The organism is Actinomadura craniellae (genome assembly GCF_003289645.1).
In the GTDB taxonomy this organism is placed as follows: domain Bacteria; phylum Actinomycetota; class Actinomycetes; order Streptosporangiales; family Streptosporangiaceae; genus Actinomadura_D; species Actinomadura_D craniellae.
Genome location: NZ_QLYX01000010.1, coordinates 22,986 through 37,464, shown reverse-complemented (window position 1 = coordinate 37,464; position 14,479 = coordinate 22,986). Strand labels below are relative to the sequence as shown.

Below are 14,479 nucleotides of genomic sequence, written 5' to 3'. Positions count from 1 at the left end.
CATGTCGCCGATGCCGGGGGCCCCGGCTGCCTCTACCTTGCCCGCATAACAGGACCGGCGGCCGGGCGCGGACCCCACAAGGGACGCCTCCGGCGCCACGCGGGATCGACCCGGGGATCGCCCGCCGAGCCCGAAGGAGGGCGACATGGCTTTTCGATGGCGGGTCCACGGTGACGGGAAGAGCCCGGCGCCGGGCGAAGTGGTTCAGCCGGACGAACGGCTGAGCTGGCCGCGCACCGCCGGGCTGGGCGCCCAGCACGTCGTCGCCATGTTCGGTGCGACGTTCGTGTTCCCGCTAGTGATGGGGCTCGACCCGAACCTCGCCGTGATGATGTCCGGCGTCGCCACCATCCTCTTCCTGCTGATCGTGCAGGGGAAGGTGCCCAGCTACCTGGGCACCAGCGCCTCCTTCGTGGGCGGCGTCTTCGCCATCCGCGCCGGGGTCGACAGCGCGCAGACGGACGCCTGGGTGACCGGTGCGATCCTGATCGCCGGGGCGGTGCTGGCGCTGGCGGGACTGGCGATCCACTTCCTGGGCGTCCAGGTCATCCACCGCGTCTTCCCGCCGGTGGTGACCGGCGCGGTGGTCATGCTCATCGGGTTCGGGCTGGCCTTCGTGGTCGCCGACACCTACTGGCCGCAGGACCACTGGATCGCGTTGATCACGATGGCGTTCGTCTTCGTGGTCATGGTGGCCTCCAAGGGGTTCATGGGCCGGATCGCGATCCTGCTCGGCCTGGTCTTCGGATTCGCGCTGTCGTGGGTGCTCGACCTGTTCGGGCAGATCACCTCGGTGCTGCCGGGGGCCAACCTGCGCGACGCCGCGGGCCGGGCGTGCGGGCCGGAGGGCCCCTACTGCGTGGCGACGGCCTTCCCGCACGACCGGGTCGACTTCTCGGCGGTGGGCCAGGCCGACTGGTTCGGCTGGCCGTCGATGCACGCCCCCGACTTCAAGCTGTCGGCGATCCTCCTCGTGCTGCCCGCCGTCATCGCGCTGATCGCGGAGAACACCGGTCACGTCAAGGCGGTGGGCGAGATGACCCGCACCGACCTGGACCCGATGATCGGCCGGTCGATCTTCGCCGACGGGATCGGCACCATGGCGACCTCCTCGGTGGGCGGGTCGCCGACCACCACCTACGCCGAGAACATCGGCGTGATGGCCGCCACCCGCGTCTACTCCACCGCCCCCTACTACGTCGCGGCGCTGATCGCGGTCCTGTTCGGGCTGTGCCCCAAGTTCGGCGCCCTGGTCGCGGCCACCCCCGGCGGTGTGCTCGGCGGGGTCACGGTGATCCTCTACGGCATGATCGGCCTGCTCGGCGCCAAGATCTGGGTGGAGAACCGGGTCGACTTCACCGACCCCGTCAACATGGTCCCGATCGGCGCCGGGATCATCCTGGCCATCGGCCCGGTGGTGCACCCGATCACCGACGACTTCTCCATCGAGGGCATCGCGCTGGGCACGATCGTGGCGCTCGCCGGGTACCACCTGCTGCGCGCCATCGCGACCCGGACGGGCGCTCCACCCGTCCCGGCCGGGGAGAGCGGGGCGGAGCAGGGTACGTCCGCTTCGTGAAACCACCCGCGTTCGCCTACCACGCCCCCGACACCCTCGGCGCGGCGCTGGCCGCGCTCGCCGAGGCCGGGGACGGCGGCAAGGTGCTGGCCGGCGGCCAGAGCCTGGTGCCGCTGCTCAACATGCGGCTGGCCGCGCCCGCCGAACTGGTCGACATCAACCGGATCACCGCCCTGGACACGCTGGAGGTCACCGCCGGGGGAGTGCGGGTCGGCGCGCTCGCCCGGCACTCCCGGGTGGAACGGTCGGACGCGGCGGCGGGCGTCCAGCCGCTGCTGCGGCGGGCACTGGAAAACGTCGCCCACCCGGTGATCCGCAACCGGGGCACCGTGGTGGGCAGCCTGGCCCACGCCGACCCCGCCGCCGAACTGCCCGCGGTGCTCGCCCTGCTCGACGGGACGGTGGAGGTGCGGTCGGCGACCGGCCGGCGGACCGTCCCGGCCGGCGCCTTCTTCACCGGGCCGCTGGAGTCGGCGCTGCTGCCCGGCGAACTGGCCGTCTCCGCGTTCTTCCCCGCCCTGCCGCCGCGCACCGGCACCGCCTTCCGGGAGCTGTCCAGGCGGCACGGCGACTACGCGCTGGCCGGGGTGGCCGTCACCGTGGGGCTGGACGAGGACCTGCGGGTGGCCACCGCCCGCGCCGGTTACCTGGGTGTGGCCGCCACCCCGGTGGTGCTCGATCTGACCGGCCCGGCGCTGGCCGCCCAGGAGGGCCGCCCGGCGGGGGAGTGCGACTGGGCCGAGGTGGGCGGCTACGCCGCGGCGCGGCTGGACCCCGAGCCCGACATCCACGCGAGCGCCGAATACCGCCGCACCCTGGCCGGGGTGCTCACCGAACGGGCGCTGCGCGCCGCCGCGGCCGAAGGAGGACGATCAGATTCATGAGGCTCGGACCGGCCGAACACCACGAGATCGAGATGACCGTCAACGGGACGCCCCGGTCCGCCCCGGCGCCGGCCCGGCGGCTGCTGTCGGACTTCCTGCGGCACGACCTGGGGCTGACCGGGACGCACGTCGGCTGCGAGCACGGGGTGTGCGGCTGCTGCACGGTGCTGCTGGACGGCGAGCCCGTCCGGTCGTGCCTGATGTTCGCCGTCACCGCGGCCGGCCACTCGATCACCACCGTGGAGGGGCTGGCCGGCGCGGGCGGCGCGCTGTCGCCGGTGCAGCGGGCGTTCCAGGAGTGCCACGGGCTGCAGTGCGGGTTCTGCACCCCCGGGTTCCTGTGCACGGTGACCGCGCTGCTGCGTGACAACCCCCGGCCCACCGACGACGAGGTGCTGGAGGGCGTCTCCGGCAACCTGTGCCGCTGCACCGGCTACCAGAACATCGTCAAGTCCGTGCGCCGCGCCGCCGAACTCCTCGCGGAGGAGCCCACATGACCACCTCACTGTTCGGGGAGCCGATCGAGCGGCGGGAGGACCCCCGGCTGCTCACCGGCGGCGGCCGGTTCCTCGACGACCTGGGCCGGGACGCGCTGGCGGCGGCGTTCGTCCGGTCGCCGCACGCGCACGCCCGCATCCTCGACATCGACCTGTCCGCCGCGGTGGACGTCGAGGGGCTCGTCGCGATCTACACCTGGGAGGACCTGCCGGGCGGGGTGGGCGACCCGCTGCCGCTGCTGATCCCGCACCCGGCGATGACCCACGGCCGCACCGGGCTGCCGCTGGCCCGGGACGTGGTGCGGCACGTCGGCGAGCCGATCGTCATGGTCGTCGCCCGCGACCGGTACCTGGCCGAGGACGCGGCGGAGCTGATCCGCGTCGACTACGAGCCGCTGCCCCCGGTGGTCGGGATCGAGAACGCCGCCGCCGCGGAGCGGCTGGTGCACGAGGACGTGCCGGGCAACGTGGGCGCCCACCTGGTCCAGGAGGTGGGGGCCGCCCCGGCGGCGATCGAGGCCGCCCCGCACGTGCTGGAGTTCCGGCTGGACATCGAGCGCAGCGCGTCCACCCCGCTGGAGGGGCGGGGGGTGTACGCCCGGTGGGACGCGGCCGACGAGTCGTTGCGGGTCTACTCCTCCACCCAGACCTCCACCAGCGTGCGGATGGCGGTGGCGGCCCGGCTGGGCCTGCCCCCCGGCAAGGTGGAGGTGATCGCCCCGGACGTGGGCGGCGGCTTCGGGGTGAAGATCGTGCACCCCTGGCCGGAGGAGGTGCTGGTGCCCTGGGCGGCCCGGCTGCTGGACCGCGAGATCAAGTGGACCGAGGACCGCCGGGAGCACTTCGTGGCGTCGGCGCACGAGCGCGGCCAGGTGCAGTTCGTCCGGGTGGGTTTCGACGACGAGGGCCGGCTGCTGGGGCTGGACGTGCGCATCCTGCACGACCACGGCGCCTACACCCCGTACGGCATCATCGTGCCGATCATCACCTCGACCCAGTTGCTGGGGCCGTACAAACCAGGCGCCTACCGGGTGGAGTTCACCAGCCTCTACACCAACACGGTGATCGTCACCCCGTACCGGGGCGCCGGCCGCCCGCAGGGCGTGTTCTGCATGGAGCGGACGATGGACCGGATCGCCCGGCACCTGGGCCGCGACCGGGCGCAGGTACGGGCCGCGAACTTCATCCAGCCCGAGGAGTTCCCCTACGACCAGGGCCTGACCTTCCAGGACGGCCGTCCGCTGATCTACGACTCCGGCGACTACCCGGAGATGCTGCGCAAGACCCTCGCCCTGATCGGCTGGGACTCCTTCGCCGAGCTGCGGGAGGCCGCCCGGTCGCGGGGCCGCCGGATCGGCATCGGGCTGGGCTGCTACGTCGAAGGCACCGGGGTGGGCCCCTACGAGGGCGGGCACGTGGAGGTCGACACGGCCGGCCGGGTGCACGTCTCGACCGGCCTGACCTCCCAGGGGCAGGGGCACCAGACCGTGTTCGCGCAGATCGTGGCCGCCGAACTGGGCGTGCCGATCGAGGACGTGTACGTGACCACCGGCGACACCCGGCGGTTCGGCTACGCGGTGGGCACGTTCGCCTCCCGGGCCGCGGTGATGAGCGGCAACGCCGTCGCGCTGGCCGCCCGGAAGGTGCGCGACAAGGCGCTGCGGATCGCCGGGGACGCGCTGGAGGCCGACCCCGGGGACCTGCAGATCACCGACGGCACGGTGCACGTCAAGGGGGACGCGACCGCGGCGATCCCGCTGCGCACGGTGGCGGTGCTGGCCAACCCGCTGCGCTACGCCTTCGACGCCGAGGCGCAGCGCGCCACCCAGTTCGCGGCGCCCGCCGACCCCGCCGCCCCGCCGGTCGCCCCGGGCGACGAGCCCGGGCTGGAGGGCCGCGACTACTACTCCCCGGTCCGTTCCACCTTCGCCGCCGGGATGCACGCCGCCGTCGTGGAGACCGACCCCGACACGGCCGAGATCCGCATCCTGCGGTACGCGGTGGTCCACGACTGCGGCCGCATGATCAACCCGCGTATCGTCGAGGGCCAGATCCACGGCGGCGTCGCCCAGGGCATCGGCGGCGCGCTGTACGAGCGGATGGCCTACGACCCGGCGGGCCAGTTGCTGAACGCGTCCTTCATGGACTTCCTGATGCCCTACGCCACCGAGATCCCGCGGATCGAGACCGACCACCTGGAGACCCCGTCGCCGCTCAACCCGCTGGGCATCAAGGGCGCCGGGGAGGCGGGCGTCATCCCCGTCTCGGCCGTGCTCGCCGCCGCGATCGAGGACGCCGAGGGCATCCGGGTCGACGCCATGCCGATCTCCCCGGACGACCTGTTCCACCTCCGCCTGCGCGCCGGGACCGACCCGTCCCTGCGGCTCTGAAGCACCTCCCGGATGACGATCACGTTGCCGTCGGCAGTCGTGATCGTTTCGGCACGCCCGTTCCCCCTGGTTTCGGCGGGCGGGGGATTGGAGCCGGGAAGATCGTGTGGCATTTTGGGGCCGAGTGATCAGGAACGGTGCCGGGTTCCGGTGCCGCGTACGGAGGGAACGCCGTGGCCCGGAGCTTCGCGTCCATTCCCGACCAGTCCGGCCGCGTCGCCGTGGTGACCGGCGCCAACTCCGGCCTCGGCGAGGTCACGGCCACCGAACTCGCCCGCCAGGGCGCCCACGTCGTCCTGGCCTGCCGCAGCCTCGAGCGCGGCCGGGCCGCGGTGGAGCGGCTGCGCGCCGAGGTCCCCGGCGCCCGGGCGGAGGCGCGCCAGGTGGACCTCGCGGACCTGTCCTCGATCCGCGCGTTCGCCGCCGGGTGGGACCACGAACGGCTCGACCTGCTGGTCAACAACGCCGGGATCTCCACGGTGCCGTTCGCCCGGACCGCCGACGGGTTCGAGTCGCAGTTCGGCGTCAACCACCTCGGCCCGTTCGCGCTCACCGGGTTGCTGCTGCCCCGGCTGCTCGCCGCCCCCGACCCCCGGGTGGTCACCCTCGGCAGCGAGGGCCACCGCTTCGCCCGGTTCGACCCGGCCCGGCTGGACCCCACCGGCGGCGGCCGCTACAACACCTTCGCGGCCTACGCCCGGTCCAAGCGGGCCAACCTGTACTTCGCGCTGGAACTGCAGCGCCGGGCCGGCGACCGGCTGCGCAGCGTCGCCGCCGCCCCCTGCGTCTGCCGCACCGGCATCCTCACCGGCGGCGCCAACGCCGGCCGCGGCCGGGCCTACCACACCATGATCGCCCTCATGCTCCGGCTGGCGTTCCGCCCCGTCGCCGACGGCGCCCGGTTCCCGCTGTACGCCGCGACCGATCCGGACGTCCCCGGTGGTTCCTACGTCGCCCCGGGCAGCCCGCTCAAGTTCTACGGCGCCCCCGCCGTCCGCACCCGGGACCGCGTGCTCCGCCACGCCGAGGCCGCCCGCGCGCTGTGGGAACTGTCCGAGACCCGCACCGGCGTCCGCTACGCCTTCGCCCCCGCCTGACGGCCCCGCGGCCGGCGTCAGCCGGCGGGCTTGGGGGCGGGGTCGGGGGCGTTGCCGCCCAGCGAGCGGGGCAGGTAGTTCTCCACCGCCGCCGGCCGGAAACCCGCCTGCCTGATCTGCTGGAGGATCCACCTGAAGTCGGCGGCCAGGCCCTTGCGGTAGTGCATCAGGATGACGTCGCCGGGCTTGATCACGTTGGTGCCGCCGTCGCCGTGCACGAACTGGTTGTGCACCCCGCTCGGCGAGGTGGTGCCGTTGTAGAACTCCGAGGTCCACATCAGGATCGACTTGATCCCGCAGTCGCGGGCCGCCTGCCGGGTGATCTCGTTCATGCTGCCGAACGGCGGGCGCAGGATCTGCGGGCGCCGCCCGTACTGCTGGGCGATGGTGTCGGAGGCCCCGCAGATCTGCTTCTTCTGCCCCTCCAGCGCCAGCCCGGCCAGGTTGGGGTGGCTGACGGTGTGGTTCTCCATCTGGGAGCCGGCGTTGCGCAGCGCCCAGAAGTACTGGCCGTACCCCTTGACGTACGTCGACGTCAGGAAGGTCAGGATCGGGACCTTCTCGCGGCGGACGATCTCCACGAACTCGGCGTCGTACTCGTAGCCGTCGTCGATCGTCAGGAAGACGACCTTCTCCTGGGTGTTGATCCGCCGGATGACCGGCGGCAGCCCGTCCGGGGCGGGCCTGGCCGGCGTCCAGGAACCGGGCCTGGGCGTGGGCCAGGTCTGGTCGGCGAAGGCGGCCACCAGCCGCTCCCGCGTCGTCGGCCCCTCCTCGGCCGTCGCGACCGCCGTCCTGATCTCGGGCTGCACGCCCGCGGCGACGCCGAGCACGGCGGCGACCGCACAGGAGACCAGCGGGATCTTCCCTCGCATCGACCGACCCTCTCGAACGCAGGTGAACGTACGCATCGGTTGACGCGCGGATGCGGACAAAAGTTTGTACGCCAGGCATATCTGATCACGTCCGGACGGCCAAGGCGCACCTGACAACGCGATCCGCAGCCGTTGGGCAGGAGTTGCCCTTCGCCCCCTCCGGGGGGAGTGTTTGGATGCACAGCATGAAGGTCACCGGCAGCGCCACCGTCGCGGCCCCGCCGCCCCGGGTCTGGGACGCCCTGCAGGACCCCGCCGTGCTGGCCCGGACGATCCCCGGCTGCAGCCGGCTGGAGGCGCTGGGCACCGACACCTACGAGATGACCGTCTCCGCCGGGGTCGCGTCGATCAAGGGCACCTACGTGGGCCGGGTCGCGCTGTCGGACCAGCGACCGCCGCACTCGTTCGTGCTACGCGCCCAGGGCGAGGGAGCCCCCGGCACGGTCGACGCCACCGTCACCGTACGGCTGTCGGAGGCCGACACCGGCACCCGGGTCGACTACGACGCCGACGCCGTGGTGGGCGGCATGATCGGCGGGGTCGGCCAGCGGATGCTCGGCACCGTCGCCCGGCGGACGGCCGGCGAGTTCTTCGCCGCCGTCGAGCGCACCTTCACCGCCCCCGCCGAACCGGTCGCGCCCGCCGCGCCCGCCGCCCCGGCCGAACCGGTCCCCGGCACCGTCTACGCGGCCCCCGTCGCCGCGCGCCCCGCCCCGCCGCTGGCGGCCTTCGCGGCGGGCGGTCTGACCGCGCTCGCCGGCGTCCTCCTCGGGTACGCGCTGGGCCGCCGGTCGCGCCGCTGACCGGGGCACACTGGAACCATGAGCTTCTCCACCGGACCCCGGTCATGAGGGCCTTCACCGCCGCCGCGGTGCAGTTCGCGCCCGCCCCCGGGCCGCTGACCGCCGCATCGGTCCGGGCCAACCAGGAGCGGGCGGCCGATCTCGTCCGGCGGTGCGTCGAGGCCACCGGCGCCGAACTGGTGGTGCTGCCCGAGTCGTGCACGACCGGTTTCGTCCCCGGCCTGCCCACGGCCGAGCTGTGGTCACTGGTGTCGCCGCTGCCCGGACCGATCGCCGAGCCACTCCAGGAGACGGCCCGCGACCTGGGCGTGCACCTGTGCTTCGGCACCTACGAACGGGGCGCCCGGCCCGAGGTGGTGCACAACGCGGCGGTGCTGGTCGGCCCGGGCGGCGACCTGCTCGGGGTGTACCGCAAGACACACCCGTTCGGCGTCGAGGACGCCCGCCGCGGCGGCTGGGTGACGCCCGGCGGCGAGGTGTGCGTGGCCGACACCGACCTGGGCCGGATCGGGATGGCCATCTGCTTCGACGGCGACTTCCCCGAACTGTGGCGCATCCAGGCCGTGCGGGGCGCCGAGGTGATCTGCCGCCCGTCGGCACTGCTGCGCCCGGCCGACATCTGGGAACTGACCACCCGGGCCCGCGCCTACGACAACCATGTCTACGTGGTGGGCGCCAACGCGGTGGGGGCCGATCCGGGCGGCACACTCTACTTCGGCAACTCGCTGATCGTGACGCCGACCGCCGAAGTGGTGGCCCGGGCCGCGACCCAGGAATGCTGGATCACGGCCCGGCTCGACCCGGCGACCGCGATGGCCGCGCTCAGCCCCGGCTCGTCGGTCCCGCAGTCCTTCGACCACCTCGCCGAACGCAACCTGGAGCTGTACGGGCGGCACGCCGCCGAACTCCTCGGCCCGGCGGCCACGCCCTTCCCCTACGGATGAAGAGGGGTTAGTTCACAGCGAGCAGGTCGACTACGAAGATGAGGGTTTCGCCTGGCTTGATGGCCGGGCTGGGGCTGCGGTCGCCGTAGGCCAGGTGGGGCGGGATGACCAGCTTGCGCCGGCCGCCGACCTTCATGCCGGCCACGCCCATGTCCCAGCCCTTGATCACGCGGCCTCCGCCGAGCGGGAACTCGAAGGCCTGGCCGCGGTTCCAGGAGGCGTCGAACTCCTCGCCGGTGGAGAAGGACACGCCCAGGTAGTGCACGGAGACCGTGGAGCCCTTGACGGCCTCCGGGCCGTCGCCGACCGTGATGTCGGTGATGTCGAGGTACGTGGGCGGCTCGCCCTCGGGGAAATCGATCTCGGGCCGTTCAAGCGCCATCGCAAGGCTCCCGGTGAGGTGTGTTCGTCAAGAGGTGCGGCCTGCACGCAGGCCGGCGGCCAGCCTAGCCGGGACCCGCCACCGGGAATGCCGGCACTCCCGAGCAGGTTGGGCTCCGGTGTGAACGTAGAGATCTTTTCCGACCTGGTCTGCCCCTGGTGCTACCTCGGCCGGGCCCGCTTCGCGGCCGCGACGGAGCGCTTCGCCGGCGACGTGACGGTGACCTGGCGCCCCTTCCAGCTCGACCCCACCGCCCCGGCCGCCGCCGTCCCCGCCGCGGCGCACCTGGCCGACAAGTTCGGCGGCGCCGAGCGGGTCGCCGAGGCGCACGAGCGGCTGCGCGGGCTGACCGCCGCCGAGGGGCTGCCGTACGCGCCGGAGGACGCCTGGCACGTCAACACCTTCGACGCCCACCGGGTGATCGCGCTGGCCGGGAGCGCGGGCGTCCAGGACGCGGTGGTCGGCCGGCTCTTCCGCGCCCAGCACGCCGAGGGCCGCGACCTCGGGGACGCCGCGACCCTGGCGGAACTCGCCGCCGAGGCGGGGCTGGACGCCGCCGCCGTGCGCGACCTGCTGGCCGCCGACGAGGGTGCGGCCGAACTGCGGCGGGAACTGGACCAGGCCCGCGCGCTGGGCATCAGCGGGGTGCCGTTCTTCCTCTTCGAAGGGGAGTGGGGGGTCTCCGGGGCGCAGCCCACAGAGGTGCTGGAGGGGGCGCTGCGCGAGGTGGCGACCCACCTGGCGGCCCGCCCCTGACGGCTCGCCCAAACCGGCGGCCCGCCGTTGGCAGGACTCGACGGTTCTTTCGGCGGTGACCGGCCGGTAGACCTGGGTGCCATGGACTCTGCTGGACGGCGGCTGCGGATCGGGATCGACACGGGCGGCACCTTCACCGACGTGGTGGCGCTCGACGAGGACACCGGAGAGATCGTCACCACCAAGACGCCCTCCACCCCGGGCGATCCCGCCGCGGGCTTCATGACGGGCGTGACCGCGATGCTCGACCGGTTGGGCGGGCGGGTGACGGCCCTCTCGCACGGCACCACGGTGGCCACCAACCGGCTGCTGGAGGACCGGATCGACGACCTCGGCCTCATCACCACCGAGGGGTTCGAGTTCGTCCTGGAGATCGCCCGGCAGAGCGTGCCCGACGGGTACGGCAACTCCTACTTCTGGGTCAAGCCGCCCCGGCTGGTCCCGGCGCACCGGGTCGCCACCGTGGGCGGCCGGCTCGACCACACCGGAGCCGAGCTGCGGCCCTTCGACGAAGCCGGGGCGGTCGCCGTCGCCCGCCGGTTCCGCGCGCAGGGCGTCGACACGATCGGCGTCTGCCTGCTGCACTCCTACGCCGACCCCTCGCACGAGCTGCGGATGCGCGAGGTGCTGCGCCGGGAGCACCCCGCCGCGGTGGTGTCGCTGTCGTGCGAGGTGCTGCGCGAGTACCGCGAGTACGAGCGGTCGGTCACCACCCTGGTGGACGCCGCCGTGAAGCCCGCGATGACGCGTTACCTCGCCCGGATCGCCGAGCGGCTGGCGGCCCTGGACGCCCCGCCCTGCCAGGTGATGAAGAGCAACGGGGGCGTCCTGTCGGCCGAGGAGGTCGTGCACCAGCCGATCACCACCGTGCTGTCCGGGCCGGCCGCCGGGGCGCTGGGCGCGGCGCTGGTCGCCCGCACCGGCGGCCACGGCTCGGTGATCACCCTGGACGGCGGCGGGACGTCCACCGACGTCGCCCTGGTGCTCGACGGGGAACCGTCGCTGACCACCGAGGGGTCGGTGGGCCGCTACCCGTCCAAGATCCCCATGATCGACGTCGTGACGGTCGGGGCGGGCGGCGGCTCGATGGCCTGGCTCTCCCCGGAGGGCACGCTCAAGGTCGGTCCCGCCTCCGCCGGGGCCGACCCGGGCCCGCTCTGCTACGGCCGGGGCGGCGCGGTCCCGCCCGGCCGCACCCGGGGCGGGGCGCCGACCGTCACCGACGCGCACGCCGTGCTCGGCCGGATCCCCCCGCACCTGCTGGGCGGCGAGATCCCGCTGGACGTGGCCGCCGCCCGGGACGGTCTCACCGCGCTCGCCGCCGAGCTGGGCCTGTCGCCCGAGCGCTGCGCCGAGGGCATCCTGGAGATCAGCGCCTGGAACCAGGCCAACGCCCTGCGGCAGATCACCGTCAAGCGCGGCCTGGACGTGCGCGACTACCCGATGGTCGCGTTCGGCGGGTCCGGCCCGCTGTCGGCCTGCCGGCTGCTGGACGTCCTGGGCCTGCCCGCCGTGCTGGTACCGGAGAACCCCGGCAACCTCTCGGCGTTCGGCCTGCTCACCGTGGACGTCCGCAACGACTACGTACGCACCTTCGTGGCCCGCGACGCCGAACTCGACATTGACCGGGCCGCCCGCGTCCTCACCGACCTGGAGACCGAGGCCGCCCGCGCCCTGGACCGCGAGGGCTTCACCCCCGACCACCGCCGCTACGCCCGCTCCGCCGACCTGCGCTACGCCGGCCAGGCCTTCGAGGTCCGGGTCCCCGCCCCCGACGGCCCGGTCGACGACGCCTTCCGCGCCGAGGTGGTCAAGCGCTTCCACGACGTCCACGAACGCCTGTACGGCTACTCCTACCGCGACGTGACCTCAGGCGTCGGCGAGGTCGAGTGGGTCAACCTCCGCCTGACCGGCATCGGCCCGATCACCCGCCCCAAGCTACCCACCCGCCCACCCGGCGACCCCGACCCCGACCACGCCCGCACCGCCACCCGCCCCGTCCACTTCGGCGCGTGGACCGACACCCCGATCTACCGCCGCGACCGCCTCACCCCGGGCACGGTCATCCACGGCCCAGCGGTGATCGAGGAATTCGGCTCCACCCTCCCCCTTCACCCCGGCTTCAAAATCACCGTCGACCCCTACGGCACCCTCGTCATCACCCGTCCAGACCGGCAGCCCGACGCAGAAGAACCGGACTGGACGGACGAGAGAGCCGCCGATGCGCAGCGAGGCGGTCAGGGAGCGGCGCCCGCGCCGTCTGGACTGAGGAGCGGTGAAGATCGTGAGGAACGAGCGATCTTCACCGCGACGAGGGAAGACGGCGCGCCGAAGGCGCCGCGACAAGCGAGCGAAGCGAGCCAAGCAAACAGAGCCGACTCAATTCTCGTTGAGATCGTCGAAGGCACCCTCGCGTCGGTCGAGCGGGAGGTGGAGACCGCGATCGCGCGGACCGCCCGATCGCCGATGATCCGGGACGCGCACGACTTCCGGGCGGGCATCCATGACCGGCGGCTGCGCAAGCTGACCGGCCGCTCGTACTCGGCGCTGGTGCATCCGATCGCCCGGGACTTCCCGGTGGAGACGATGCGCCCGGGCGATGTGTTCTTCCACAACGACGTGTACCTGTCGGAGGGCGGGATCGGGCACCTGCCGGATCTGTGCGTCACGGTGCCGGTCTTCCACGGGGGCGAGGTGGTGGCGTTCGTGCAGGCGTTCGGCCATCACGACGACATCGGTGGCGCGGTGCCGGGTTCGATGCCGTCGGCGGCCCGCAGCGCGTTCGAGGAGGGCCTGATGGTTCCCCCGATCAAGCTGTGGGATCAGGGGGTGCCGAACGCGGCGGCGCTGCGGATCATGACCCGTAACTCGCGGATGCCCGATTCGCTGGCCGGCGATCTGGACGCGGAGTGCTCGGCGTGCCTGCTGGGCGCCCGCCGGCTGGGCGAGTTGTTCGACCGGTACGGCCGGGCGGCGATCGAGGCGTGCTTCGACGCGATCATCGACAAGACCACCGAGACGTTCCGCCGCGAGCTGCTGGCCAAGATCCCCGACGGCGAGTACGTCTGGGAGGACTACGCCGAGCATGACGGTGTCGATCCGCCCCGGCTGCACGCCCAGCGCATCACCTTGACGGTCGACAACTCGGCCGAGGTCCCGCTGGTGCTCGACTTCACCGGGACGTCTCCGCAGGCCAAGGGCCCGATCAACCATGCGGGTGACTATGCCGGCGGGGTGTTCCTGGCGAAGTGGCTGGCGCCGGTGCTGCGCAATCTCGCCGACACGCCCGAGCGGATGGCCGAGCTCGACGTCAACGAGGGCGTGGTGCCGCTGATGGAGTTGCGTTTCCCGGAGAAGGGCACCCTGCTGACCCCGATCTTCCCGGCGCCGACGAACGCCCGGACGTTCGTGATCCTGCGGCTGCTGGGCGTCCTGGCCGGGGTGCTGGCCAAGGCCACCGGCGGCCGGATGCCCGCCGACCAGGAGACCATCCGTTACACCGGTGTGTACGGGGAGGACGACCGGGGCCCGTACCTGATGCGGGAGGTGCTGGGCGGCGGCTCGGGCGGCCGGTACTACGCCGACGGGGAGGACACCGTCCACGTGGTGCCGGATTCGCGGAACATCCCGGCGGAGTTCGCCGAGGCGCGCTGGCCGTTCGTGGTGGAGCGGCTCGGCTTGGCGGTCGACTCGGGCGGGCCGGGGGAGCATCGGGGCGGGTTGGGCTACGAGAAGCATCTGCGGATGCTGCGCGACGCCCGGTTCATGTCGATCGCGGACCGTTCGATCCTGGCGTGCTGGGGGGTGAACGGGGGCCGGGCGGGCCGCCCGTTCCGGGTGACGATCGACCCGGGCGGCCCGGCTGAGCGGGAGATGGAGGGCCTGGTGGACGGGGAGCCGGTGCGGGCCGGCGAGGTGATCCGGATCCGGACCACCGGGGGCGGCGGCTGGGGCGACCCGCTGGACCGCGACCCGGCCCGGGTGGCCGCCGACGTTCGCGACGGCAAGGTCTCGGTCGAGGGTGCTCGCGCCGACTACGGCGTCGTGGTGACCGTCCGGCAGGCGGTGGACGGCTCCGCGGCCGAGGTGCGGGCCGACGCGGCGGCCACCGAGGCGCTGCGCGCGACGCTCCGCGCCGACCGGGGCCCCGCCCCCTTCTTCGACCGCGGCCCGGGCTTCCCGGCCCTGTCGGGCGGCGCCGCCGGGGCGGAGGTGGACCGGCTCTGACCTCTGGTCGCTCACTTGTCCCTTATGCGCACGTTCCGGAATCCC

Annotated in this window: 11 protein-coding genes; 9 read left to right on the top strand and 2 right to left on the bottom strand. The window is 73.4% G+C overall.

Going from position 1 to position 14,479, the window contains the following annotated elements:
• Positions 1-145: 145 nt before the first annotated feature.
• From DPM19_RS21145 to DPM19_RS21125, 5 genes are all read left to right on the top strand, one after another.
• Entirely contained in the window at positions 146-1,579 is a 1,434-nt protein-coding gene (locus DPM19_RS21145; protein ID WP_111869711.1) for a uracil-xanthine permease family protein, read from the top strand.
• Positions 1,576-2,463, top strand: coding sequence for an FAD binding domain-containing protein (locus tag DPM19_RS21140; RefSeq protein WP_111869710.1), 888 nt, complete (start codon positions 1,576-1,578; stop codon positions 2,461-2,463). The genes DPM19_RS21145 and DPM19_RS21140 overlap by 4 nt, the downstream gene beginning before the upstream one ends.
• The gene (locus DPM19_RS21135) at positions 2,460-2,960 is read left to right on the top strand and encodes a (2Fe-2S)-binding protein (RefSeq protein WP_111869709.1); all 501 of its coding nucleotides are present in this window, start codon (positions 2,460-2,462) and stop codon (positions 2,958-2,960) included. The genes DPM19_RS21140 and DPM19_RS21135 overlap by 4 nt, the downstream gene beginning before the upstream one ends.
• Positions 2,957-5,350, top strand: a complete 2,394-nt coding sequence (gene cutA / locus DPM19_RS21130) for an aerobic carbon-monoxide dehydrogenase large subunit (protein ID WP_111869708.1) — start codon at positions 2,957-2,959, stop codon at positions 5,348-5,350. Before DPM19_RS21135 ends, cutA begins: the two co-directional genes overlap by 4 nt.
• Before the next feature lie 173 nt (positions 5,351-5,523).
• Positions 5,524-6,447 (top strand): SDR family NAD(P)-dependent oxidoreductase, encoded by a 924-nt coding sequence (locus DPM19_RS21125; protein WP_111869930.1) that lies wholly within the window; start codon positions 5,524-5,526, stop codon positions 6,445-6,447.
• A 17-nt stretch (positions 6,448-6,464) separates the two neighbouring features.
• Here the strand turns inward: DPM19_RS21125 and DPM19_RS21120 are convergent, their stop codons facing one another.
• Positions 6,465-7,322, bottom strand: a complete 858-nt coding sequence (locus tag DPM19_RS21120) for a polysaccharide deacetylase family protein (protein WP_111869707.1) — start codon at positions 7,320-7,322, stop codon at positions 6,465-6,467.
• A 176-nt stretch (positions 7,323-7,498) separates the two neighbouring features.
• Here DPM19_RS21120 and DPM19_RS21115 point away from each other — a divergent pair, with 176 nt between their 5' ends.
• The gene (locus DPM19_RS21115) at positions 7,499-8,125 is read left to right on the top strand and encodes an SRPBCC family protein (RefSeq protein ID WP_233510605.1); all 627 of its coding nucleotides are present in this window, start codon (positions 7,499-7,501) and stop codon (positions 8,123-8,125) included.
• Positions 8,126-8,169: 44 nt separating this feature from the next.
• Complete coding sequence (locus DPM19_RS21110; RefSeq protein WP_111869706.1) at positions 8,170-9,069, top strand: carbon-nitrogen hydrolase family protein; 900 nt, start codon at positions 8,170-8,172, stop codon at positions 9,067-9,069.
• 7 nt (positions 9,070-9,076) lie between these two features.
• On the opposite strand, the gene DPM19_RS21105 is transcribed toward DPM19_RS21110, so the two are convergent.
• Positions 9,077-9,451 (bottom strand): FKBP-type peptidyl-prolyl cis-trans isomerase, encoded by a 375-nt coding sequence (locus DPM19_RS21105; RefSeq protein WP_111869705.1) that lies wholly within the window; start codon positions 9,449-9,451, stop codon positions 9,077-9,079.
• Between the two features lie 120 nt (positions 9,452-9,571).
• On the opposite strand from DPM19_RS21105, the gene DPM19_RS21100 reads away from it, so the two are divergent.
• Together DPM19_RS21100 and DPM19_RS36420 are read left to right on the top strand one after the other, a co-directional pair.
• Positions 9,572-10,207: a DsbA family oxidoreductase gene (locus tag DPM19_RS21100; protein ID WP_199485207.1), complete on the top strand. Its 636-nt coding sequence runs from the start codon at positions 9,572-9,574 to the stop codon at positions 10,205-10,207.
• 81 nt (positions 10,208-10,288) lie between these two features.
• On the top strand, positions 10,289-14,434 hold the full coding sequence (locus tag DPM19_RS36420; RefSeq protein ID WP_233510602.1) for a hydantoinase B/oxoprolinase family protein: 4,146 nt from the start codon (positions 10,289-10,291) through the stop codon (positions 14,432-14,434).
• Positions 14,435-14,479 lie beyond the last annotated feature (45 nt).

Coding starts and splice junctions, on each gene's coding strand:
- cutA (WP_111869708.1), top strand. CDS start 2,957: ATGACCACCTCACTGTTCGGGGAGCCGATCGAGCGGCGGGAGGACCCC.
- DPM19_RS36420 (WP_233510602.1), top strand. CDS start 10,289: ATGGACTCTGCTGGACGGCGGCTGCGGATCGGGATCGACACGGGCGGC.
- DPM19_RS21120 (WP_111869707.1), bottom strand. CDS start 7,322: ATGCGAGGGAAGATCCCGCTGGTCTCCTGTGCGGTCGCCGCCGTGCTC.
- DPM19_RS21135 (WP_111869709.1), top strand. CDS start 2,460: ATGAGGCTCGGACCGGCCGAACACCACGAGATCGAGATGACCGTCAAC.
- DPM19_RS21145 (WP_111869711.1), top strand. CDS start 146: ATGGCTTTTCGATGGCGGGTCCACGGTGACGGGAAGAGCCCGGCGCCG.
- DPM19_RS21110 (WP_111869706.1), top strand. CDS start 8,170: ATGAGGGCCTTCACCGCCGCCGCGGTGCAGTTCGCGCCCGCCCCCGGG.
- DPM19_RS21105 (WP_111869705.1), bottom strand. CDS start 9,451: ATGGCGCTTGAACGGCCCGAGATCGATTTCCCCGAGGGCGAGCCGCCC.
- DPM19_RS21115 (WP_233510605.1), top strand. CDS start 7,499: ATGCACAGCATGAAGGTCACCGGCAGCGCCACCGTCGCGGCCCCGCCG.